The following is a 23,661-nucleotide window of genomic DNA, read 5'->3' as shown; positions in this document are numbered from 1 at the left end:
GGGTTAATGGTCAAAAATTAGCGGAGGCAATTACCCTGTTAACAACAATCAGCTCATCATCGTTGACCGTATGGCCAAAATTTTTGTAAAGTTTTGTCTGAACGTTTGCCTTTAGCGCCGTGAATATACGTTCCGATTCAAGAACCCGCTCTTTGGGAATGTGAAAATCCACATCGCTACATCCCAGAAAAACCGGGGTCTGTGCCATATCTCCTTCGTACCGGGGCAGCATTCCTTCCGGACCGATTAATCCTCCGCTCAACCCAAAAACTCCACCGAAGCGCCGGGGATGGCGGGCAACGTATTCCAGGGTCAGACAGGCTCCCTGCGAAAATCCCAATAAATAAATGTCCTCATAGGCAAAGCCCGATTGGTCATGGAGCTGCGCTACGATGCTTTCAACCACATTGAGCGCGGAGGAAAGTCCGGGCTCGTTCTGTTCGATGGGGGCCAGAAAAGAATAGGGGTACCAGGTACCCTGACTAGCCTGTGGGGCGACAAAGGCGATACTGTCGTGCTCGATATAGTCGGCCAACGACAGAATATCCTGAGCACTCGAGCCACGGCCATGCATCATAACCACTACTTTGCGGGCCTTTTCCAGGGGGTACCTCGGGTAGTAACAGAAGCGGGATTATGTTGTAGATTCATGATTTCTAAGGTTTTAAATTATTTTTCCTCTGTCACCAAAGCAGGTAATTCCGCTTCAATTTTGGCGCGCCTGGGTTCATACCATTCGGGTAGTTTGAGTGACGTACCTAGAGAATCCACGGCTTCGTCTACCGCGAATCCCGGTGGGTTAGTGGCGATCTCGAATAGGATACCTCCCGGCTCGCGGTAATAGATACTGTGGAAATATTGGCGGTCTAATACACCAGTTGGCTGATAACCCGTCGACAATAGCTGCTCCCGAATTTCCAACTGGCTGTCATCGGAATCAGTGGCAAAAGCCACGTGATGTACCGATCCCGCACCCTGCAAAGCCCGCACGTCTTTGGGTGTGTGAACCACATCCACAAAATTACCCGGTCCACCCGCACCAACCTGGAACCGGAAAACACCGTTTTCTTCCGCAACCAGGGTGTGTTGCATGGGATTGGTGAGCAATGCCACCGTGCGATCGATATTGAATTCGTTCAGCGAAACCGTATGAAAACCACGTACGGCGTACTCCACCGGTATCTTGCCATTATCCCAGCCGGGGCGGGTATCCTGTGCAGTCGCTACCAACTCAACGCCCATGCCGTCATAATCCTCGAAGCGCAGGTAGTTTTCATCGAAGCGGCGGTATGGTCCCGCAAATGGAATATTAAACTGCGTCAAACGATCCATCCAGTAGCTTAGAGAAGCCGTAGGAATAGAAAAAGCGGTATAGGTCAGCTGTCCGCCGCCTTTACGGCCTCGTTGCAATCCCGCATAAGGGAAAAACGTCAGGATGGTACCCGGCGAGCCTGTTTCATCGCCATAGTAAAGATGGTAGACATCCGGCGCATCAAAATTGACCGTTTTTTTAACCATCCTGAGGCCCAGGATACCTACGTAGAAATCTACATTGCGTTGAGCGTCACTAGCCAGTGCCGTGACATGGTGGAGGCCGTTGATTAAAGGAGTCATGATTTTATGAATTTATATGTAATAACATTTAATGTATATACATTAAAATAAAATAAAAAGTTTCATCTCGAATTTTTTGTCGCTGGCATTAGAAATTACATCTCCCTGACCTACCTTTGCCCCATAAATCTCATAAGGGGTGCCCTACCGAACGGGCTGAGATCATACCCATAGAACCTGATCCGGGTAATGCCGGCGAAGGGAAGAGACGAAAACCCAAGCTGTCGGAACCCATTGTGCAGGCGATAAGCAAGAAAAGGTACCTTTCTCAATTATCTGCTTTCCTGATGAAATAAAATTCCGACGACTGGGGAGCGCTCAATTTCATTGTATATAACCCAAGATGGGTTTGGCCCCTAGCCTATCGTTAACTATTCTTCGCCATGCGAAAAGTTACGACCTATCTTTTGATTTGTACCCTTTACTTTGGGTACAGTATCACAATTCATGCCCAGCAAACTTACAGCGGGCAAGTCAAAGACGCCGAAGACGGCACACCCCTGCCCGGTGCCAGCGTCCGGGCTGGAACCTACCAGGGTACCACGACCAATGCCGACGGACGGTTTGTGCTTTCTAATGTTTCTGAAAGCATAGACAACCTCGAAATCTCATTTATTGGTTTTGAAACAAAAAAAATTCCCCTTCAGAATTTTCCTGAAAACTCCGTCATTTTACTACAACGTTCGGTTTTCAATGCCGACGAGGTTATTGTCAGCGCTACCCGAGTGACGGACCGTACCGGCATGGCTTATTCCAACGTGAGCGCCGAAGCCATTGAAAAGCAGAATCTGGGCCAGGATATTCCGGTGTTGCTCAACTTCACACCATCACTGGTAAGTACCAGCGACGCCGGAGCGGGTGTGGGCTACACGGGTATTCGCATCCGGGGTACCGATGCCACACGCATTAATGTGACGGTCAATGGTATCCCCTACAACGATGCCGAAAGCCAGGGTGTTTTCTGGGTCAATATGCCCGATTTCGCCTCGTCGGTCAGCAGTATTCAAATCCAGCGGGGCGTAGGTACCTCTACCAATGGCGCCGGGGCTTTCGGGGCCACGGTGAACGTAAGTACCAACGAATTTCGCCGTGAAGCCTATGCCGAACTGCTGAATTCCTACGGTTCGTTCAATACACGCAAGCACACCGTCAAGGTAGGCTCAGGCCTGCTAAACGGTAAATTTACGGTAGATGCCCGGCTTTCGCAGGTAGCATCGGACGGTTTTGTCGATCGCGCCAGCAGTGATCTGCGCTCGTATTATTTGTCGGGCGGGTACTTTGGCAAGAAAAGCTTCGTACGACTCAACGTCTTCTCGGGTAAGGAAGTGACCTACCAGTCGTGGAATGGCAGCCCGGAATCACGGGTGAACGGTGATCGCGAGGGGATGCTGGCCTACATCGACCGAAACGGCCTCAACGATCGCGATGCACAGAATCTGCTGAATTCGGATAGCCGCACCTACAACTACTACACCTACGACAACGAAGTAGACAATTACAAGCAGGACCATTACCAGCTGGTATCGTCCCATACGCTCAACAAGTACCTGACACTGAATCTGAACGGATTTCTGGTACGCGGTCTGGGCTATTATGAGCAGTACCGCGACGATGACGATCTGGAAAATTATAAAATCCCGAATGTAGTGGTAGGCAACGACACCATCACCACCACCGACCTGATCCGCCGCCGCTGGCTGGACAACTATTTCTACGGGACTACCTTCTCGCTGGATTACAATAGTTTCAAGAAAGTTACGGCCAATTTTGGCGGTGGCCTCAACAAGTACGACGGTGACCATTACGGTGAGGTAATCTGGGCGCGGTACGCGGGCAACAGCAGCATCCGGCAGCGGTACTATACGAATAGTGGTATCAAAACTGACTTCAATCTGTACGCCAAGGTGTACTACCAATTCACCGATCGACTCAATGCCTTTGCCGATGCGCAGATTCGGCAGGTAGGTCATACTATTTTGGGGGAAGAAAATTCGGGCAATCAATTTGATTTTGACAAATCCTTCACCTTCTTCAATCCCAAAGCCGGACTGAACTACCAGCTATCGGAGCGCAGCACGGCCTATGCATCGTATAGTATTGGTCACCGCGAGCCCAACCGCGATGATTTTACCGAATCCACGACGCAAATTCGACCAGAACCCGAAATGCTGCGCGATCTGGAAGCAGGCTTCCGTACTCAAAGTACCCGGTTGGCGTTTTCGGCCAATTACTATTTCATGGATTACAAAAATCAGCTGGTACTGACGGGGCAGGTCAACGATGTGGGCAACTCCATCCGGGTCAATGTACCGAAGAGTTACCGCATGGGCATCGAACTGGAAGGCGGCATCGCCCTGAACCGAAGCTGGAAATGGAATGCCAATGCGACGTTCAGCCAGAACAAGATTGCGAATTTTACGGAGTACGTCGTGGATTACGACAACGGCGGGTACCAGGAAATCAAGCACGGCAAGACGGATATTTCGTTTTCGCCCAATGTGATTGTGGGAAGTCAGTTGACCTATACCCCCGTTAAAAATGTAGAGTTGGCGCTACTGACCAAGTATGTCGGCAAGCAGTACCTTGACAATACGTCCAGCGAAGACCGTACCCTCGACGCCTATCTGACCAATGATATTCGTTTGATCTGGACGCTCACGCCCCGCTGGGCGAAGCAAATCAGCGTCACCGCGCTCTTTAACAATATCCTGGACGAAACCTATTCTTCCAACGGCTACACCTATGGGTACATCTACGGCGGTCGGATCCAGGAGAATTTCTACTACCCGCAGGCGGGGCGGAATTTTCTGGTGGGGTTGAATTTGAAGTTTTAGAAAGGGATAAGGTACCTCCGCAAAGTTCAAAGTAGCTAGGACAAACTTACATAGGACACGATTTAAGGCTGGTTTTCTTGCAATCTGAAACTCATACTTTCAGATTGCAAGATTTTGGGTTGTTTTGCTTATGAATTGAAAGCCTGATAAGGCTCCGTTCCCTACCTTTGCTCCATGAAATTACAGAACGATCTTCTGCTCCGCGCCGCGCGGGGCGAACAAGTGGAGCGGACGCCCGTATGGACTATGCGGCAAGCGGGCCGTATCCTGCCCGAGTACCGTGCTGTGCGCGAGCAGGCCGGGAGTTTTATAACCCTGGCGACTACGCCTGAGCTGGCCGCCGAGGTCACGATTCAGCCCGTGGATATTCTGGGCGTAGATGCAGCCATTATCTTTTCCGACATTCTTGTCATTCCAGAAGGTATGGGGCTACCTTATGAAATGGTGGAGAAGCGTGGTCCGGTGTTTCCGCGTACCGTTCGTACTAGGCAGGATTTAGAAAGTCTGCGCGTAGCCGACCCGGAAGCGGATTTGGGGTACGTGCTGGATGCTCTGAAGATTGTAAAGCGCGAGCTGAATGGTAGGGTACCCCTTATTGGTTTTGCCGGGGCACCGTTCACCATTTTCTGCTATATGACGGAAGGCAAAGGGTCCAAAACCTTTTCTATTGCCAAGAAACTACTCTACACCGATCCTGAATTTTCTCACGCCTTACTTCAAAAAATCACCGACAGTACCATTGCCTACCTCAAAGCTCAGACAGTAGCCGGGGCCGATTTGGTGCAGGTATTTGACTCCTGGGCGGGTATTCTTTCGCCCGAGCAGTACCGGGTCTTTTCATTACCTTATATAAAGCAAATCTGCGATGCTATTTTAGAAGTACCCGTGACGGTTTTTGCCAAGGGCGCGTACTTTGCCCGGCAGGAAATTGGGCAATTGGCGTGTTCGGTGGTAGGCTTGGACTGGAATATGGATATTCTCGAATCGCGGGAATTGATTCCAAATAAAACCCTGCAAGGCAACCTCGATCCCTGCGCGCTGTATGGTACCTATGATCAGATTCGCAACGAAGTAAAGAAAATGGTCGATGCTTTCGGAACGCAGCGTTACATTGCTAACCTGGGTCATGGGGTGTACCCCGATACCCCGCCCGAAAATGTTCGTTGCTTTATCGAGGCAATTAAGGAGTTTTCGCAGGTTTAATCCCACACACCCGTTTCCAGGATTTCCAGCACGTGACCGTCGGGGTCATCGAAATAGAATGAACGGGTACCCCGCGCCCAGGTTTCGTGATGATAGACATCGATGCCTTTGTGCTGAATTTCCTGCAAATAGTTTTCATACTGCCCAGCGGGCGCCTCAAAAGCCAGATGCAGTTTGCCGGAACCATAGTGCGGCGGGGGCGACTGCTTGATCCGCGAAACCTCGGGCAGGAAGCATAGCAGCACTGAACTGCCCGCCCGGAAAAACACGTGGCTACCCTCTACAAGCGCAATCACTTCCAGGCCGAGCTGATGGGCGTAGAAGGCACGGGTCGTTTCCAGATCATGTACATACAGGCAGGTTTCTTTTATTTGAGTAAATTCCATATTCAAGAAAGTGCATCTTTGCAAACAAACGAGAAGGAAGGTACAAAAGCTTGGCTTTTCTGACAAATCCATTACTTATGCAGCAGCCCGTCGAGTTTTATATCGAAAAATTTCAGGGGAAATTTGAACCTGCACTCGTCAGTGAATTGGCCGAAAAAGGTCACTACTCACGTATGGAAGAAGGGGGTACCCTCATGACACCGGGGGCATATATCCGATCCATCCCCATCATTCTGAATGGTACCATCAAAATCCTGCGCACCGATGAGGACGGACGGGAAATTCTGATGTATTACCTGGGAAGCGGCGAGTCGTGTGCTATGTCGCTAACCTGTTGCCTCAACGCCCGGCGTAGCGAGATACGCGCAGTGGCCGAAGAAACTACCGAAATGGTGCTGCTTCCCGTGCAAAGCGTGGAGGAGTGGATTGTGAGGTACCCTACCTGGCGAGCCTTCGTGTTTGAGACGTACCAGCGCCGCTTCGACGACCTGCTGAAAACGATCGATGGGGTAGCTTTCCAAAAAATGGACGAACGACTTTGGCATTACTTACAGCAAAAAATACAACGGACCGCTTCCAGTACTTTGGAAACTACCCATGAGGAAATTGCGCAGGAGCTGGGTACCTCGCGGGAAGTCGTATCCCGCCTGCTAAAACAATTGGAAAAAATCGGACGCGTGCGTCTGGGACGCAACCGCGTCGAACTATTGACCAGATGACGATGAAAAAATGCATTTTCCTGGACCGGGATGGGGTATTGAATACCGACACTAAGTACTATACCTATTTACCTGAAGACGTGGTATTGATAGATGGAGTTGCAGTGGCTTTGAAGAGACTTAAAGAAGCGGGGTACCTACTTATTGTGATCACCAATCAGGCGGGGATCGCCAAGAAAGAGTACGGTCCCGCCGAAGTGCGGGCAGTACATGAACTTCTACAGCACATGAGCGGTACGGTACTCGACGATCTGTATTTTTCGTCCCATCATCCCGAGCACTCGTCCCGCTCGTTGCGCCGAAAACCCGATTCGCTAATGATTGAGAAAGCTATCGCTAAACATGGCATCGATCCGACACAATCGTGGATGATCGGTGATAAAATTTCTGACGTGCAAGCTGGCCGGAAGGCAGGAGTCAGAACGATTTTCACTGGAAAAAAAGGAGCAGGCGAAGATTTTGGTGATTTTCAGGCGCAGGATTTACGGGAGGCCGCAGATTTTATTCTGCGAAATCAATGCTGAAAGCTTTACAGGGTAGATAAGGATGCTTTTTTTACCCGAAAAATCAAGTACAAATACACACTCAGCGCCACCACTGCCACCTCAAAGGCCACCAACCCATTCACCAATCCGAATGCATCAGCCAGGTACCCTACCCCAATGGCCGGAATTCCGAATCCCACATAACCCGTGAACATATACCCCGCCACGGCACGCGCCCTTTGGACACCTCCCAGTTGCGAAATCAAAGCCAACCCACCCTGATAGCTGAATCCGTACGCAGCAGAGCCAATGACGGCCGAGCCCGCAAGAATGATCATAATGTGGGTCAGGTAGCTGCCCAAAACCACCAAACCCATGCCCAGGGGCAGAAGTATGAAACCAATACGGAGCGAGGTCGCCGGATGGAAATTCCGACGAATCCGGGGTTGCAGAAATGCCCCGGTCCAATTGACCAATACCAGGCAGAAGCCGGCGTAGGCCGTGTATCCAAAGGTAGCCAACTGGCTGGGCAGCACCGCAATGACAATGCCTCCCGCTGCCCAACACAGGGCAATCGACAGATTAATGGGCCAACAGCCCTCTGGAAAATAGGGTAAACGCAGAATTTTACCACCAATCGATTTGAGAGTAGGCAATGAAAAAGCAGCCAACAGCCCTATAAAGGTTAATGCAACAGCAAAATAATACGTGACCGGACGAAAGGTAAATGCAGCCAATAGCGCCAGGGTGGTAGCAAAAGCTCCGCCACTGAATCCGAAGGCTGTCGAAAGTGAAGTTGCATTGGCCGCCAGAACCGCCGCGTCAGGAGCCGGGTAGAGATACTCGGCCAGGTAAGCCGTTCCGGTACCCATGCTCAAACCCAGCGCTATACCCTGCAAAAAACGACAAACTCCCAGGGCATATACATTCGGAAAAACGGTAATCACTACATCGGCCGTAAAGACCAAAAAGAGGCTGAGGAGCAAAATGGGTTTGCGCCCGACGACATCCGATATACCTCCCAGGAATACATAACAGGGAAGCATACCCACAATATAAATTGCCAGTACAAGTGCCGTTTGGCCGTTAGTAAAGCCTGCGGCGGCGGCATAAGGCCGGAACAGCGGCATGGAAAGATTGACCGCCAGGGTAATCAGGAAAAGGCAAAACGGAATAAGGCGGACCGGATCTAGGGTGCGTTGCAGAATGGCTTTCACTCGTTTGGGAGGAAAGAAAAAAAGAGATGACCCGGGCTTAAAGGTGCCAGGAAAAGAGTCTTATACGGCTTATGCCCGGTGGGTAACGGGTTGTTCAACGGGTTGGCTGGAGCCGTAGGCGGGGCACTGCTTGCGGGTACAGGACGAGCAAAACAAGATACCTCCGAGAACAGCAAGTGCGAATAACTTTTTCATTCTAAAAAAATATAGTTAGTTGAAGATCAGGATTTCTATTCCTACCAAAGAAACAGTGTACTCAAAATTTATCGAAACAATTTACCCTTCAAATGTCCAACGTCCGGAATCCAAATTTCAATATCCTGAGACTCAATTTTTTGACTCGGCTAGCTCGGCTAGTTCTTCCGCTTGGGCAGATTTGGACGTTCCCGGTGAAATAGACTTAGAGACGGCACTGTCAGGATCGGCCTTTTCCCGCCCCGAAATAGTTTCTTGGGTTTCATCGCTGTCATCTGACCGAACGTACGACTCATCCCGAAAACCCAGAATACGCAACATGCTCTCGCTGTCCTGCTCATCGGCAAACACTTTCGTCGTGATTCGCCCTTCGGCGTCCCGGTCTACCAGCACATGCTTGGGTGCGGGAATCAAGCAGTGCTGGATTCCACCGTAGCCACCCAGCGACTCCTGGTAGGCACCCGTATGGAAAAATCCGATATACTGTGTCTCATCATCGCCAATGATGGGCATGTACAGATCTGAGCTGTGCATTTCACTGTTATAAAAATCCTGCGAATCGCACGTCAGGCCACCCAGGTTCACTTTCTGGTAAGGATTGTCCCAATTGTTGATCGGTAGCATGATATACTTCTGATTCATGCCCCACGAGTCGGGTAGCTGCGTGATGAATGAGCCATCGATCATGTACCACAACTCCTTATCATTTTGGAGTTTTTTATCAATCACCTTATAGATCACCGCCCCACTTTCACCAACCGTGTAGCTACCGAACTCAGTAAAAATGTGAGGTACCGGTACATTGTTCTTATTACAAATCCACTGGACATTTTCGATGATCTCGTCGATCATCTGCTGGTAATCGAAGCCTGTCTGCAAAGAAGTCTGAATGGGTAGCCCGCCGCCAATGTCAATCGAGTCGAGATCAGGGCACATCTTCTGCATTTCGCAATATTTGAACATGAAGCGGGTCAGTTCGCTCCAGTAGTACGCGCTATCCTTAATGCCAGAGTTGATGAAGAAATGAAGCATTTTGAGCTTAAAGCGCGGATTCGACTCGATTTTCTCCTTGTAGAGCTGATTTACATCATTATAACGAATGCCCAGGCGTGACGTATAAAAGGCAAAGTTCGGCTCTTCGTCGGTAGCGATGCGAATCCCAAAGCTAACCGATTCGGCCGTAGTGGATTTCTCGTAAGCCTCAATTTCTTTCAGATTATCCAGAATGGGAATCGCATTGAATCCTTCATTGATCAATTCGCTGAGGTACTGCGTATAAAGCGGGCGCTTGAAGCCATTGGCCAGAATATAGGTGGACTTACTGACCTTGCCCCGACGATATAACTCACGAATAATGGGAATATCGAAGGAAGAGGACGTTTCAAGATGAATATTGTGCTTTAAGGCCTCTTCCAGGATAAAGCTGAAATGCGATGACTTAGTACAGTAGCAGTACGTGTAGGTACCCTTGTAGTTGAAGCGCTTGATGGCGTTGCGGAAAAACATCCGTGCGTTCTCAATATGCTCACCAATCTTAGGTAGATAGTTGATTTTCAGCGGTGTACCATGCTCCTTGATGATATCCATCAGGGGTACATTGTTGAACAGCAACTCATTATCCTCGTTCACATGAAATTCCATGGTTGGAAATTCAAACGTCTGCTGAATCAGGTCAATGTAGCTTTTCATTCTTTTGGATCGGGCCTTTACGGGTTAAATGACTGACAGGAAGTAGGAATAAGGGGTGCAAATTTGTCCATAAAACCTGCTTTTTCCAAACGTGTTTCGCTTGTAAATCATTCCGCTACTTATTATTTCATCCTGTTTTTCTTCAAGTTCGTCCCCCCAAACGTTTCGTTCGTCCCATTTAAATTGCCCGGGGTAGGTGCCCCACCCTATCTTCGATGCTGTCAGACTTCGCATAGGCTTATAGAAGGTACCTAAAAAGGGCACTCAATGAGCTGGGATATGTCAAAAAATAAGCAGGAATAATCCAATCCAATTTTTGCTTATTTTTTTATTACTTCTTGGATCAAACGGGTAAACAAAAATTTAACATAAGCATATACAGAAAACAAAAATTATATAAATCGTTCATTATGAGTCATATAAAGCAGATGTCATGAGTTATGTAGCCAGAATGCAGTAAAGGTTATAATAAAAAATTGAGAAACTCAGAACCTTTTGAAAGTTTCCCTAGTTCTTTCTCTTAGAAAATTGCAACTTTGTGCCTGTGAGAGAAAGAATATTAAAAACCGCTGTGGATTTGTTTTGGCGTTATGGCGTCAAGAGTATTACCATGGACGACATTGCTAAGGAACTAGGGATATCCAAGAAGACCATTTACCAGCACTTCAACGATAAGGATGCTATTGTGAAAGAGGTAGTAGAACAGGAACTGGCCTGCGAGAAAACAGACATCGATCGTCTTGGCGCGGAATCCCGCGACCCGATTGAAGAAGTTCTGAAAACCTCAGATTATGTGCAGGCTAGTTTCGGAACGATCAGCCCAGTGCTGCTGCATGATTTGAAAAAATACCATCCCAGAGCGTGGATTTTATTTCAGAAGCATAAGCACGAACACATCATCCAGGGAATCAGCGGAAATCTGAAACGGGGAATCGAGAAGGGCTACTATCGCGAAAACATCAATGTAGACGTATTGGCCCGGATGCGGGTGGAGCAGATTGAAATGGCTTTTGATCCTACGATATTCCCTCCCCAAAAATTCAGCCTGGTCGATGTGCATGTTCAGTTGATCCACCATTTCTTACGTGGTATTCTGACCGACAAAGGATTTACAATTTATAACACCTACGTAGACAAATCAGTAATTGAATCAAACCATCCATGAAACGAGTATCACTTTTACAAATAAGCCTACTGTTAATCCTGGTCGGGTGGCTTGGGATTATGCCCGCCCGCGCCCAGACCAGCTATACGCTCCAGGACGCCGTTGACTATGCTATCAAGACCAACCTTAACATTAAAAATTCGCAACTGGACGCCCGATCGGCCGAGGCTCGGATTGGGGAAATCAGGGCGGCGGGGCTGCCGCAGGTTACGGCCAATTTTAACTTTACGGATAACCTGATCGTTCAGCGGGCTTTTCTCCCCGCTGTTTTTACAGGAGGTAGTCCTGACGATCCACCGATTGCTGTACAATTTGGGGTAAATTATGCTTCTAACGTGGGAGCCACACTCAATCAACTCCTTTTTAGCGGGTCCTACTTCGTAGGTCTACAGGCGGCCGCTACTTACCGTCAGTTGGCACAGAAAAACGTGACGCAATCCAAAGTAAACGTAGCCGAAGCCGTGACCAAAGCTTATTATTCGGCTCAGGTGGCCGTAGAACGTGCCAAGGTGCTGGATTTGAACATTGAGCGGCTTGATACGCTGATGCGCGATACGCGGGCGACGTTCGAGGCGGGATTTGTGGAAAAGATTGATGTGGATCGACTGGAAGTACAATTGAACAACCTCAGAACCGAACGGCAAAACGTACAAAACCTCATTGAGTTGAGTTATGCTCTGCTCAAATTCCAGATGGGCATGCCGCTTACCGATCAAATCATACTGACGGACATCGTTGACGAAAGTGACGCCAACAATTTGCCTGCTCCCATCAATAACGCTGTGGATTACAGCAAGCGTATCGAGTATTCGATCCTAGATACACAGGGCGAACTAGCCGAACTGGATATCAAGAGAATCCGTACGGGGTATTTACCAACAGCTTCTGCTTTTGCTACCTACGGATACAATACCGGTCGTAATGATTTCAGTGACGTATTCACCCAGAAATGGTTTAACAACTCTACGATTGGCCTCAATATCCAGATTCCAATTTTTGATGGTCTGACCAAGAAATACCAATTACAACAGTCTCAAATCACACTGGATAAGCTGAACCAAAGCCGTAATCTGCTCTCGCAATCCATTGATTTACAGGTACAGCAGGCTAATATTGGGCTTACTAATTCGCTCCAGACTCTTGCTACCCAGCAGCGCAACGTAGACTTGGCCCAAGAAGTAGTGCGTGTATCCAAAATCAAGTACCAAGAAGGGGTAGGTTCCAACATTGAGGTCATCAACGCCGAGTCATCGCTGAAAGAAGCCCAGACCAACTATTTCGCTGCCCTGTATGATGTGCTAATTGCCAAGGTGGATCTTTCCAAGGCACGGGGCGAATTATACGGCGGAGAGTAGCGGACAAACGGTCGGTGGAATCAAACTACTGCCAAATGATTTGATTGTGTTATTGGTTGCCTTGGCGAGCCAAATGTCTTCATCAAAATTCAATTAAAATAAAAAACAGAATCTAACATCTATACAAGAATGAAAACCAATAGTATAATTATTGTAGCCCTAAGCGCGCTTTTGCTAGCAGCCTGTGGCGGCGAAACGAAAGATGGCCTGGCCGGGAAACAGGAAGAACTGGCCAAGCTGAAAAGTGAACAAAGCGAGATTGACCAGAAAATCAAAGCCCTGGAATCAGAAGTGGCCCAACTGGACACCACTGCCAAACGCGAAGACCGTGCCAAAGCCGTAACGGTTTCGCCCGTAACGAGCGAAAATTTTAAGCACTATGTCGAAGTGCAGGGAACGGTAGATGCCAAGAACAGCGTAATGGTGAGCCCCAAGTCAGGTGGGGTACTTACGGCGGTCTATATCAAGGAAGGCGATAACGTGCGGCAAGGCGCGACACTGGCCAAAATAGACAACAGCATCATGCAGGAATCGATCGCCGAAGTACAAAACCAGCTTTTGCTGGCCAATACGGTGTACGAAAAACAGGCCCGCCTGTGGGAACAAAAAATCGGTACCGAAATTCAGTACCTACAGGCCAAGAACAACAAGGAGGCTCTTGAGAAAAAGTTATCGACTCTCAACACCCAACTGGGTCAGTTTAATATTGTTGCACCAATCAGTGGTGTTGTGGATCAGGTGATTGCAAAAGTGGGCGAAATGGCATCACCGGGTATGCCCGTAGCACGCGTCGTGAACCTGAGTAACCTGAAGATTGTCGCCAAGGTTTCGGACAGTTATGCAGCAAGTGTCCGCAAGGGCGACGAAGTGATTGTAAAATTCCCCGATCTGAATCAGGAATATAAAGCCCGGGTCACATTCGTAAGCACTACGGTGGATCCCTTGAGCCGGACGTTCAGCATTGAGGCAAACCTACCCTCGAGCAATTCGCTCAAGCCTAATATGTTAGCACAAGTGCAAATAAACGATGCTACCAAGAAGGATGCGGTAGTGATTGACCAGAATCTGGTTCAAAATACAGAGAATGGTACGGTGGTCTATGTGGCGGAAAATGAGGGAGGTAAGAAAGTGGCCAAATCCCGCACCGTCAAAACCGGACTTAGCTACAACGGGCAGGTGGAAATACTGGCGGGCCTGAAACCGGGCGATCAGCTTATTTCCCAGGGCTATCAGGAAGTAGCCGATGGACAGGCGGTAATTTTTTAATGAGTGAATGAGCGAATTGTGACGGCGGGGCGCCCTGAGGCGGCCGCCCGTGCGGTGAGCGATTACTTCTGGATTTACAATTCATTCTCTTAGTCACTCAATCACTCATTCAAAACTGAATACACCCATGAAACAAGCCGAAGATCACAAACTGGATGATCACAAAACGCTGAGCTTCACCAACTGGTGCGTGGAGAATCAGACGACGATTTACATTTTTACCTTTATCATTACCCTGGCTGGCTGGCTAGTGTACTCGACGCTGCCCAAGGAGCAGTTTCCAGACATCAAAATTCCGCAGGTGTATATCAACACCGTATATTTCGGTACGGCCCCGGCCGACGTAGAAAATACCCTGAACAAACCCATTGAGAAACAGCTGAAATCCATTTCGGGTGTCAAGCGTATCAAATCCAACGCTTTGCAGGATGTTTCCGTCATTCTGGTGGAATTCAATCCAGATGTAGAAGTATCCGACGCACTGCAGCGGGTGCGCGACGCCCTCGACAAGGCCAAGCGTGACCTACCCCAAAAACTGGACTCCGGCCCCACGGCGCAGGATGTAAACTTCTCGGAATTTCCGATTATGAACATCAACATCGCGGGCAACTATTCCCTAAAGCAATTGAAGCAGTACGCGGAGGATTTGCAGGATGCCATTGAAGGCATGACCGAAATCAGCCGCGTGGACATCGTAGGAGCGTTGAACCGTGAAATACAAATCAATGTGGACCTACCACGGATGCAGGCGGCTGGACTGACGTTCTTCGACATTCAGAGCGCTGTACAGGGCGAAAACGTAAACGTATCGGGCGGCGACCTTCCCGTGGATGGTGTACGCCGTACGCTTCGTGTAAAGGGCGAGTTTTCGGACGTGAGCCAGATCGCCGACCTACGCATCCGCACCAGTACGGGAGCGGTCTTGCGTCTGGGCGACGTAGCCGATGTCCGTGACAGCTTTGAGGAGCAACAGGACTTTGCCCGTCTCGACAACAAGCCCGTCATCACGCTGAACGTGATCAAACGCGCCGGGGCCAACCTGGTGGAGGCCGCTGATAAGATCGAGGAAACTATTGCTGACTATAAAGAAACGCGCTTTCCTCAGGGACTCGATATCAAGATTACCGCCGACCAGTCGGAGCGTACCCGGGCCGAATTGCATGACTTAGTCAATACCGTAGTATTGGGCTTCATTTTCGTGGTACTGATTCTGATGTTCTTCATGGGTGTGGGCGATGCCATCTTTGTGGGTCTTTCGGTACCCTTGTCAGCATTGGTGGCTTTTGTACTCATGCCTATTATTGGTCCGATCGTAGGTACGGCGTTTACGCTGAACACGATTGTACTTTTCGCATTCCTATTGGGAATCGGTTTAGTAGTGGATGATGCCATTGTGGTAATTGAAAACACCCACCGACTGTTTAACCAGCATAAGGACTGGACCATCAAGCAAGCCGTGAAAGCAGCGGCGGGCGAGGTATTTATTCCCGTTCTTTCGGGTACCCTTACTACCATCGCACCCTTTTTCCCGCTGTTGTTCTGGCCGGGAATTGTGGGCGAATTCATGAAATTCCTGCCTTTGACGCTGATTCTGACGCTGATGTCGTCGCTATTTGTGGCGTATGTGATGAACCCCGTCTTTGCGGTATCCTTTATGAAACGGCATGACGATACCAAGGAAGCCCACGAAAAGAAAAGTTTCAAGGCCATCCGTCGTCCTCTGATTATTATTGGCGCTGCCGCCGTTATCGGCTACTTCATCGATCGTGGCATTGGCAACTTCCTGGTGTTGATTCTGTTGCTGTACGTTTTTAACTACTACATCCTGACACCCAAAATCCTGGTACCTTTCCAGGATCGTTTCCTGCCCGCCCTGCGCGACAACTACCGCAAGCTGATCAGTTGGCTTATCAAGGGCTACCGTCCGGTGGGAGCCATTGCAGCCATGTTCGTGCTACTGATTGTCACGTTCGTGCTGATGGGAATTGTACAGCCCAAGGTGATTTTCTTCCCAAGCGGCGACCCGGACTATGTGTATGTATATAACAAGCTGCCGGTAGGTACCGATGCCCGCGTGACGGATTCGGTGACGAAGATCATTGAGAAGAAGGTGTTTGCAGTGTTGAAGGAAGAAAATGCCATGAATATGGTCAACTCCGTAATTTCCAATGTGGGTAAAAACGCCGGCGATCCTTCAAACCCCGACCGCTCGGCTACCCCGCAAAAATCGAAAGTGACCGTAGCCTTTGTGAAGAACGAGGAGCGCGACGGACGTTCGACGCAGGAAATTTTGCTCAAAGTCCGCGATGCTCTGGGCGATATTCCGGGCGCTGAAATATCGGTAGAACGCGAAAGCACCGGACCACCTACGGGTAAGCCGATCTCGATTGAAATCACAGGCGACGATTTTGCCGAACTCCAGAAACTGGAAAAGGAAGTGATGCAAAAAGTGCAGCAGTCTGGTATTCAGGGGATCGATCAGCTTCGTACCGACCTGGTGACTAATAAGCCTGAAATTACGATCGACATCGACCGTGAAAAGGCCCAACGCGAAGGCATTAGCTCGCAGCAGATCGCCCTTGCGGTTCGTACTGCACTGTTTGGTACTGAGGTGTCCAAATTCCGTGATGCCGAAGACGAATATCCGATCATGGTACGTCTCCAAAAAGACGACCGCGACCAAATCAGTCGGCTGCTGAGTATGAATGTCGTTTACCGTGATATGAATAGCGGCGGCGCTTTGCGGCAGGTACCTATCTCGTCGGTGGCGGACATCAGCTACTCCACTACATTCAGCCAGATCAACCGGAAAGATCAGCAGCGCATCGTCACCCTGAGTTCTGACGTACTGCCCGGCTATAACGCCAACGAAATTGTCGGACAGATTCAACAATTGGTCGACAACATCGAGGTACCTAATGGCTACACCGTGAAAATGGGTGGCGAACAGGAAGATCAGCAGGAGTCCATGACGTTCCTGGTCGGGGCGTTCGGAGCCGCTATCTTATTGATTTACCTGATTCTGGCTACCCAGTTCAACTCCGTGGTGAAGCCATTCATTATTTTCTTCACCATCGTGCTGTCACTCATTGGCGTTTTGCTCGGGTTCATGGCCTTTGGTAAGACATTCTCGGTTATCATGTCGGGGGTAGGTATTATCGCTTTGGCGGGGATTGTGGTGAAAAATGGTATCCTGCTCATCGAGTTCATCGACGAGCTTCGGGGCCGGGGGTACCCGCTGCGTGAGGCCATTATCGAGGGCGGAGCCATTCGTTTGAATCCCGTATTGCTTACCGCTTCGGCGGCCGTACTTGGGCTGATTCCGTTGGCCGTAGGTTTGACGATCGACTTCGTGAGCCTTTTCCGCGACTTTGACCCCCATGTAGTCATTGGTGGCGATAGCGCAGTATTCTGGAACATTCTGGCCTGGACGATTATCTTCGGCTTGATTTTCTCGACCGTACTGACGCTGGTAATCGTGCCCTGCATGTACTACGTCAACGAGCGGGTACGTGAGAAGTGGTTCCGCAAGAATAAAGACACGGAATCCCAACCTCAGGTGATGGAAGTAGAAACCGTATAGTGTTGTATTGGGTTAAATGCGAAGCGCCGGATGGAAGCAATTTTATCCGGCGCTTTTTTGTTTTTCGAGAACCCAATACGTTTCATTAAGAATAAAAAGGACTTCATTCTTCTCACAAAAAAATAGTTAAGACAAGTGGGCTTTGCTATTCAGCCCATCCAGTACTACGGCACCAATAATGATAACGCCCATCACGACTTCCTGGTAATAGGAGGTCACATTGAGTAAATCCAGGCCATTGCTGATGACCCCGATGAGCAGTGCGCCGATGAGGGTACCGGTCATGGTACCACTGCCACCGGAAGTGCTGGTGCCCCCGATGATAGCCGCGGCAATGGCATCGAGTTCAAAACCCTGCCCGGCGTTGGGCTGCCCGGTCGTGATCCGGGAAGTCAGGATAATGCCGGCCAGTCCCGCCAGAATTCCACTTAGAATATAGACCAGCATCTTGATTTTCTCCACGGGGATTCCCGAGGCACGGGCGGCCTGCTCATTCCCACCCACGGCGTACATGTACCTACCCCAAATGGTTTTGCGAAGTAGCAAAGAACAGAGCCCAAAGATGACAAAGAGAATAATAATAGGAAACGGGATACCGAAAATCTGACCGCCGCCGATGAAGTTGAAGGAATCAGAAAGATTGGAAACGGGCCTTCCTTTACTAAGAATAAGCGCCAAACCGCGGCCGATGGTCATGGTACCTAACGTGACAATGAAGGGGGGTACCTTACTACGGGTTATGACCAGTCCGTTGAGGCCGCCAATCAGAAAGCCCGCACCCAGCGCCATAAACAACGGGACAACGAGCGGGTAAGTATCAGGATGGGCAAACAGTGCCGCCACCACGCCCGTGACGGCTACAATCGAGCCGAGTGATAGGTCGATGCCCCCGGTGATGATGACAAACGTCACGCCAAAGGCCAGCAATGCATTAATAGACACCTGCGTGACGATAATCGTGAGGTTGGAAACAGTCAGAAAGCGGGGGGTACTCAACGCCAGTGCCACGCAAATAACTACAAATGCGAACAGGATACCGAAAACGCCTAAGCTGCGGATTCGGGTTTTATAAGCGTGGCTGGCTCGATGCAGGAGGGAGGGAGAGGGTTGTTTCATACTTTTCATTCAAAACAACGCTGACATTGAAAGGCTGTCAGCGTAAGGTTAGCGTTGAAGGGCGTACTGCATAATGGATTCCTGACTAATTTCTTCATGCGCCAGCACGGCTGCCTGAGTACCTTGGGCTAAAACCACCACCCGGTCACAAAGACCGATGATTTCGGGAAGCTCGGACGAGATAAGTAGCACCGCAATGCCGCGTTCGGTGAGCTGCCGGATCAGCCGATAAATCTCGTGCTTGGCGCCGATGTCGATGCCACGGGTAGGTTCGTCGAGAATAATGATATCCGGCTGGGCCAAAAGTACCTTACCAATCACGACCTTCTGCTGATTGCCTCCGCTAAGCTGCATGACGTCTTGCTGCAGTCCGCTGGTTTTGATCCGCAGATCGGTAACCATTTCTCTGGCGGCGGCCTGTTCGGGCTGATTTACAATAAAACCCCATTGGGCGTAGTTTTTTAGGCTCGACAGCGTAAGGGTATGTTGCACCGACATACCCGGAATGCAGCCCAGGGCTTTACGGTCTTCGCTGACATAGCCAATGCCCCGACCGATCGCATCCTGCGGCGAGCGGATGGATACAGGTACCCCCTTAATAAAAACTTCTCCTTGGGCTAGTGGGTCTAACCCAAAGATCGCACGAGCCACTTCGGTCCGCCCCGCACCCATGAGGCCAGCCAGACCCAGTACCTCCCCGGCGTGGAGATCAAAGTTAATATCCTGGAATTGGCCCGGCTGACTTAATTGACGAACAGAGAGCAATACTTCGCCCAGGGTACCCCTGGTTTCTGGGAAAAGTTGGTCGATCTGCCGGCCTACCATGAGGGTGATCAAGGCATTCCTGTCGAGTTCAGCGGCGGGTTTGGTGGCAATGTATTGCCCATCGCGCAGTACCGTGATGGTATCGGCGATTTGGGCGATTTCTTCCATCTTGTGCGAAATATAGATGATGGCTACGCCCTTTGCCTTCAAATCTTTAATGATTCGGAAAAGGGTACCTACTTCCTGTTCAGAAAGCGCCGAGGTAGGCTCATCCATGATGATGATCCGGGCTTCGTTGGAAATCGCCTTGGCAATTTCGACCATCTGCATTTCGGCAACGCTCAGGGTTTTCATTTTGGCGCGGGGATTCAGGGGTACGCCAAGCGTTTTCAGCAGGTTTTCTGTCTTCCGATACAAGTCCTGATCATCAATCCAGCCGGGTAGCCAGTGAGTGGTTTCGCGCCCCAAAAAGATATTATCGGCTACGCTGAGCTCAGAAACAACCAGCAGCTCCTGATGAATCATGGAGATACCTTTCTGCAAAGCATCCTTTACATCCCGGGTTTTCAAAGGTACCCCTTCGAAAATAATCGTCCCGCTGTCCTTCTTTTCCAGACCCATCAGAATCCGCATCAGGGTAGATTTGCCCGCTCCGTTCTCGCCCATTAGTGCCAGTATCTCGCCCTTATGCAGCGTCAGCTGCACATTATCCAGGGCCTTAATGCCGCCGAAGGATTTGGAGAGATGGGCGATTCGAAGCAGGGGGCCAGTGGTCATAAGCCATAGTGGGATGGATGGACGGGGCGGTTGTGTCAAAATATGAATCTATTGTCATAAAAACAGCTCATCGGCTGCTGAAAATTTGACATTTTATGTCTTTTTGTCAGAATCAAAGATTTAATAATAAGCACTTTGTCTATTTTGGCACATCCTTTGCTTCACGGTTTTTCGTAAAGTTAATTATGTCAAACCTTTAAAAAAGGAGGTAACTATGTCACTCGTAAAATTCAATGGAAATGGAACCCTTCCAAGTCTGCTGGATGATTTCATAGGCAAAGACATGGAAGATCTTCAAGTATGGAACTGGCCCTTTGCCACGCGCTCTCGGGTGGGTAGTGTGGTACCCTCGGTAAATATCCGGGAAGACAACGACAATTTCTATCTGGAAGTGGCCGCCCCGGGCATGAAGAAAAAAGACTTTAACGTCACGCTCGACAACGGCCGCCTCACCATCTCTACGGAACGGAAGGAAGAGAAGGAGGAAAAAGGGAACAATGAACGCTACATGAAGCGTGAGTTCAGTTTTCATGCTTTCTCCCGCTCTTTCTGGCTACCTGATACCTGTGAGCAGGATCGGATCGAAGCCCGCTATACCGATGGGGTGCTACACCTGACGGTTCCCAAAAAAGAAGAGGCCAAACCCAAAGCGCCTCGACAAATAAAAATTAACTAATGAGTAGCTTCCGAAAGGGGCTGGCCTCGGCTAGTCCCTTTTTGTTTTAGCAAGGCACCCCCCTACTTTCTCCATAGCCCCGGCAAGAGCTTTGCATAGAGCAGGTGACGCCAGGTTTTCCATTCGTGCGCTCCCCCTCCCCCGACGTAGTACTCGTGCCGGATGTTATGCTTTTCCAGAGCTTCATGCAGGGCAATGGTGCGGTTGCCCTGTACCCTCTCCGCTTCGAGCGTTCCCTGCCCCACAAACAAATAATTAATCTTGCTATTGGTAGCGGGATCGTTCAGAAAATCAGCAAACAGGGTTTCGGTGTTGACATCCCCGGCGCTCAGTACCCCAAACGACCCGAATAGGTCCAGGTTTTTAAAACCGATAAACTGAGTATGTCGCCCGCCCATGGATAATCCCGCCAATGCCCGTCCACCCGGGTTTTTGATTGTCGTATAATGGGTATCGACAAAAGGTACCACGTGCTGCTTAAGATCGGCTTCAAAAAGATTGAACGTGAGGTTGACGTGGTTGGGATGCTGGCGGTGAATCAGTTGGTTATTAGGCATGGCGATGATCATAGGTACCGCCTTACCTTCCGCCAGTAAGTTGTCCATGATAAAATTGGCCCGCCCCTCGTTGGCCCAATTGGAGGCCAGTTCGCCGCTTCCTCCTACCAGGTACAAAACCGGGTAGGCCACAGCCGGGTTATAGCCCGGTGGGGTATACACGTACATTTCACGCTCTCCGTTGGTTACGTCAGAATGATAAATGTGCCGCGTTACGGCTCCGTGGGGCACGGGTTTGGGGTCATAATAGCCGGGAGCGTCGCCGTGCACGATCAAAATGCTATAAGGCGGCTGATCGGCCATGCCCACAAAACTGTTGTTGGGATCAGGAACATTCACCCCGTTGATTCGCAGCTTGTACAGATAAATATCCGGCAGCAACGGACCCACGGTGGTCTCCCATAATCCCTTCTCCCCTTTTTTCATAGCCACGGGCTTTCCGGGGGCTACGGGTAGTCCCACTACCATAACACTATCCGCGCCGGGGGCCAGTAGCTTAAACGTAACCGTGCGATCATCATGGACAATGGGCGATACCGTATTGGTTCCATAAGGCGGGGCCAGATTTTCGGTATTTTTGTGAGGTGCCCAGTCGATATTGACATGGGCCTGCTGGGCTAGCAGGCCTGCCGGGCATAGCCACAGGATCAGGTTTAGACGAAGAAATAAGCGGGTCATAGGAATTCAGAGAATAAGGTCGATGAAAATTGCCATTAATTCTTTAGGTCAGAGAAGCCGTCCGACATACTTTCAAGCCCCATCGGGGCGACATCTTCCTTCGAGAATGTCGCCCCGATGGGGCTTGTTGTGAATAAAGTTGGATAAGGGCAACCAATTCGCCGCCCCGCCGGGGCTACAAAATTACTACCCAATATCGGTTGCTACGCCGGTGTCTTTCCAGCTGCGGTCGGCGGCGGAGTTGAGGACGGCTTCGCATACCTTTTGTGTTTCCAGAGCGTCCTGAAAAGTTGGATGGCAGGGTTCGCCTGTCTCAAGGCTCTTAAAGAAATCGGCTACCTGATGCACAAATGAGTGCTCGTAGCCGATACTCGTACCGGGAATCCACCAGCGGCCCATATAGGGCTGATCGCTGTCGGTGATCAGGATCGACCGCCAGCCACGCACGATGCCTTCATCGTTATGATCAAAGTACTCCAACCGGTTCATATCGTGCAAATCCCAGCGAATCGACGCGTGTTCGCCATTAATTTCGAACGTGAAAAGGGCCTTGTGTCCCCGGGCGTAACGGGTCGATTCGAATAATCCCAATGAGCCATTGTTGAAGTGACAATGGAAAATACAGGCATCGTCGATTCCTACTTTCTGAACTTTGCCGCTTTCCTGGTGCATCCGCTCCTTGATGAATGTTTCGGTTACAGCCGATACGTCGGTAATGGCCCCGTTGATCCACATAGCCGCATCGATGCAGTGGGCCAGCAGGTCGCCGGTTACGCCCGATCCCGCAGCGTCCGAATCCAGACGCCAGAGGGCGGTACCTCCCTGGGGTAGGTCGGGACTGATGGTCCAGTCTTGCAGGAAGTTGGAGCGATAATGAAATATTTTGCCCAGCTTTCCCGAGTCCACGATTTGTTTGGCCAATGTGACGGCCGGAATACGACGGTAGTTGTACCACACAGTGTTTTTGACGCCGGTTTTTTCAATGGCGTCTACCATGGTTTGGGCTTCGGCAAGCGTGCGGGCGAGGGGTTTTTCGCACAGAATCATCTTGCCTGCTTCAGCAGCGGCAATGGCGATGGCCGCGTGGGTATCGTTAGGGGTACAAATATCGACCGCATCGATGTCATCGCGGGCAATGAGGGCTTTCCAGTCCGTTTCATAAGACTCATAGCCCCACTGTTCGGCAAAGGCTTTTACCTTGTCTTCACTCCGCGCGCAGACCGCTTTCAGAACGGGGCGGTACTCGTATTCAGGAAAAAAATCGCCCAGCCGCTTGTATCCGTTGGTGTGGGTGCGGCCCATGAGTCCACTACCAATCAGACCAATTCTTATTTCTTTTTTGTCAGCCATAGGTTTAAAGGGATTAAAGGTTAACAGCTAA

General features: G+C 50.0%; 19 protein-coding genes and 1 riboswitch. Of the genes, 9 read left to right on the top strand and 10 right to left on the bottom strand.

From position 1 onward, the window contains the following. Window positions 1–10: 10 nt before the first annotated feature. Both GBK04_RS12485 and GBK04_RS12480 read right to left on the bottom strand, forming a co-directional pair. A complete protein-coding gene (locus GBK04_RS12485) occupies window positions 11–577 on the bottom strand; it encodes an alpha/beta hydrolase (RefSeq protein WP_373330928.1) in 567 nt (188 codons plus the stop codon). A gap of 92 nt (window positions 578–669) precedes the next feature. Continuing rightward, the gene (locus tag GBK04_RS12480) at window positions 670–1,614 is read right to left on the bottom strand and encodes a ring-cleaving dioxygenase (protein WP_152760137.1); all 945 of its coding nucleotides are present in this window, start codon (window positions 1,612–1,614) and stop codon (window positions 670–672) included. Window positions 1,615–1,739: 125 nt separating this feature from the next. Next, a riboswitch (TPP riboswitch) is annotated at window positions 1,740–1,835 on the top strand. Between the two features lie 162 nt (window positions 1,836–1,997). On the opposite strand from GBK04_RS12480, the gene GBK04_RS12475 reads away from it, so the two are divergent. Beyond that, window positions 1,998–4,448, top strand: coding sequence for a TonB-dependent receptor (locus GBK04_RS12475; protein WP_152760134.1), 2,451 nt, complete (start codon window positions 1,998–2,000; stop codon window positions 4,446–4,448). A 174-nt stretch (window positions 4,449–4,622) separates the two neighbouring features. Further along, the gene (gene hemE, locus GBK04_RS12470; RefSeq protein WP_152760132.1) at window positions 4,623–5,651 is read left to right on the top strand and encodes a uroporphyrinogen decarboxylase; all 1,029 of its coding nucleotides are present in this window, start codon (window positions 4,623–4,625) and stop codon (window positions 5,649–5,651) included. Here hemE and GBK04_RS12465 read toward each other — a convergent pair. Next, window positions 5,648–6,037, bottom strand: coding sequence for a VOC family protein (locus GBK04_RS12465; RefSeq protein WP_152760130.1), 390 nt, complete (start codon window positions 6,035–6,037; stop codon window positions 5,648–5,650). The genes hemE and GBK04_RS12465 overlap by 4 nt on opposite strands. A 77-nt stretch (window positions 6,038–6,114) precedes the next feature. Between GBK04_RS12465 and GBK04_RS12460 the strand changes: the two genes are divergently transcribed. Further along, window positions 6,115–6,756, top strand: coding sequence for a Crp/Fnr family transcriptional regulator (locus tag GBK04_RS12460; protein ID WP_152760128.1), 642 nt, complete (start codon window positions 6,115–6,117; stop codon window positions 6,754–6,756). 2 nt (window positions 6,757–6,758) lie between these two features. Beyond that, window positions 6,759–7,280, top strand: a complete 522-nt coding sequence (locus GBK04_RS12455) for a D-glycero-alpha-D-manno-heptose-1,7-bisphosphate 7-phosphatase (protein WP_152760126.1) — start codon at window positions 6,759–6,761, stop codon at window positions 7,278–7,280. 5 nt (window positions 7,281–7,285) lie between these two features. On the opposite strand, the gene GBK04_RS12450 is transcribed toward GBK04_RS12455, so the two are convergent. The 3 genes from GBK04_RS12450 to GBK04_RS12445 form a co-directional block, all read right to left on the bottom strand. Further along, window positions 7,286–8,458 (bottom strand): MFS transporter, encoded by a 1,173-nt coding sequence (locus GBK04_RS12450; protein ID WP_152760124.1) that lies wholly within the window; start codon window positions 8,456–8,458, stop codon window positions 7,286–7,288. 69 nt (window positions 8,459–8,527) lie between these two features. Continuing rightward, window positions 8,528–8,653 (bottom strand): hypothetical protein, encoded by a 126-nt coding sequence (locus GBK04_RS30595; protein ID WP_373330927.1) that lies wholly within the window; start codon window positions 8,651–8,653, stop codon window positions 8,528–8,530. Window positions 8,654–8,785: 132 nt separating this feature from the next. Next, on the bottom strand, window positions 8,786–10,342 hold the full coding sequence (locus GBK04_RS12445) for a type III PLP-dependent enzyme domain-containing protein (protein ID WP_152760122.1): 1,557 nt from the start codon (window positions 10,340–10,342) through the stop codon (window positions 8,786–8,788). Window positions 10,343–10,886: 544 nt separating this feature from the next. On the opposite strand from GBK04_RS12445, the gene GBK04_RS12440 reads away from it, so the two are divergent. From GBK04_RS12440 to GBK04_RS12425, 4 genes are all read left to right on the top strand, one after another. Further along, window positions 10,887–11,507 carry a TetR/AcrR family transcriptional regulator gene (locus tag GBK04_RS12440; protein ID WP_373330926.1) on the top strand — a complete coding sequence of 207 codons (621 nt, stop codon included), beginning with the start codon at window positions 10,887–10,889 and terminating at the stop codon, window positions 11,505–11,507. Beyond that, window positions 11,504–12,862 (top strand): TolC family protein, encoded by a 1,359-nt coding sequence (locus GBK04_RS12435; protein WP_373330925.1) that lies wholly within the window; start codon window positions 11,504–11,506, stop codon window positions 12,860–12,862. Before GBK04_RS12440 ends, GBK04_RS12435 begins: the two co-directional genes overlap by 4 nt. 129 nt (window positions 12,863–12,991) lie before the next feature. After that, entirely contained in the window at window positions 12,992–14,128 is a 1,137-nt protein-coding gene (locus GBK04_RS12430; protein WP_152760121.1) for an efflux RND transporter periplasmic adaptor subunit, read from the top strand. 127 nt (window positions 14,129–14,255) lie between these two features. Continuing rightward, a complete protein-coding gene (locus GBK04_RS12425) occupies window positions 14,256–17,711 on the top strand; it encodes an efflux RND transporter permease subunit (RefSeq protein ID WP_152760119.1) in 3,456 nt (1,151 codons plus the stop codon). A gap of 126 nt (window positions 17,712–17,837) precedes the next feature. Here the strand turns inward: GBK04_RS12425 and GBK04_RS12420 are convergent, their stop codons facing one another. Both GBK04_RS12420 and GBK04_RS12415 read right to left on the bottom strand, forming a co-directional pair. After that, window positions 17,838–18,836 carry an ABC transporter permease gene (locus GBK04_RS12420; protein WP_152760117.1) on the bottom strand — a complete coding sequence of 333 codons (999 nt, stop codon included), beginning with the start codon at window positions 18,834–18,836 and terminating at the stop codon, window positions 17,838–17,840. 39 nt (window positions 18,837–18,875) lie between these two features. Further along, window positions 18,876–20,369 (bottom strand): sugar ABC transporter ATP-binding protein, encoded by a 1,494-nt coding sequence (locus GBK04_RS12415; RefSeq protein WP_152760115.1) that lies wholly within the window; start codon window positions 20,367–20,369, stop codon window positions 18,876–18,878. A gap of 214 nt (window positions 20,370–20,583) precedes the next feature. Between GBK04_RS12415 and GBK04_RS12410 the strand changes: the two genes are divergently transcribed. Beyond that, window positions 20,584–21,045, top strand: a complete 462-nt coding sequence (locus tag GBK04_RS12410) for an Hsp20/alpha crystallin family protein (RefSeq protein ID WP_152760113.1) — start codon at window positions 20,584–20,586, stop codon at window positions 21,043–21,045. A gap of 62 nt (window positions 21,046–21,107) precedes the next feature. On the opposite strand, the gene GBK04_RS12405 is transcribed toward GBK04_RS12410, so the two are convergent. Then, window positions 21,108–22,280, bottom strand: coding sequence for an esterase (locus GBK04_RS12405; protein ID WP_152760111.1), 1,173 nt, complete (start codon window positions 22,278–22,280; stop codon window positions 21,108–21,110). A gap of 186 nt (window positions 22,281–22,466) precedes the next feature. After that, window positions 22,467–23,630, bottom strand: a complete 1,164-nt coding sequence (locus GBK04_RS12400; protein WP_152760109.1) for a Gfo/Idh/MocA family protein — start codon at window positions 23,628–23,630, stop codon at window positions 22,467–22,469. Window positions 23,631–23,661: the final 31 nt, after the last annotated feature.

It is taken from the genome of Salmonirosea aquatica, from assembly GCF_009296315.1.
Taxonomy (GTDB): Bacteria; Bacteroidota; Bacteroidia; order Cytophagales; family Spirosomataceae; genus Salmonirosea; species Salmonirosea aquatica.
This window is presented reverse-complemented; position numbering and strand designations above follow the sequence as displayed.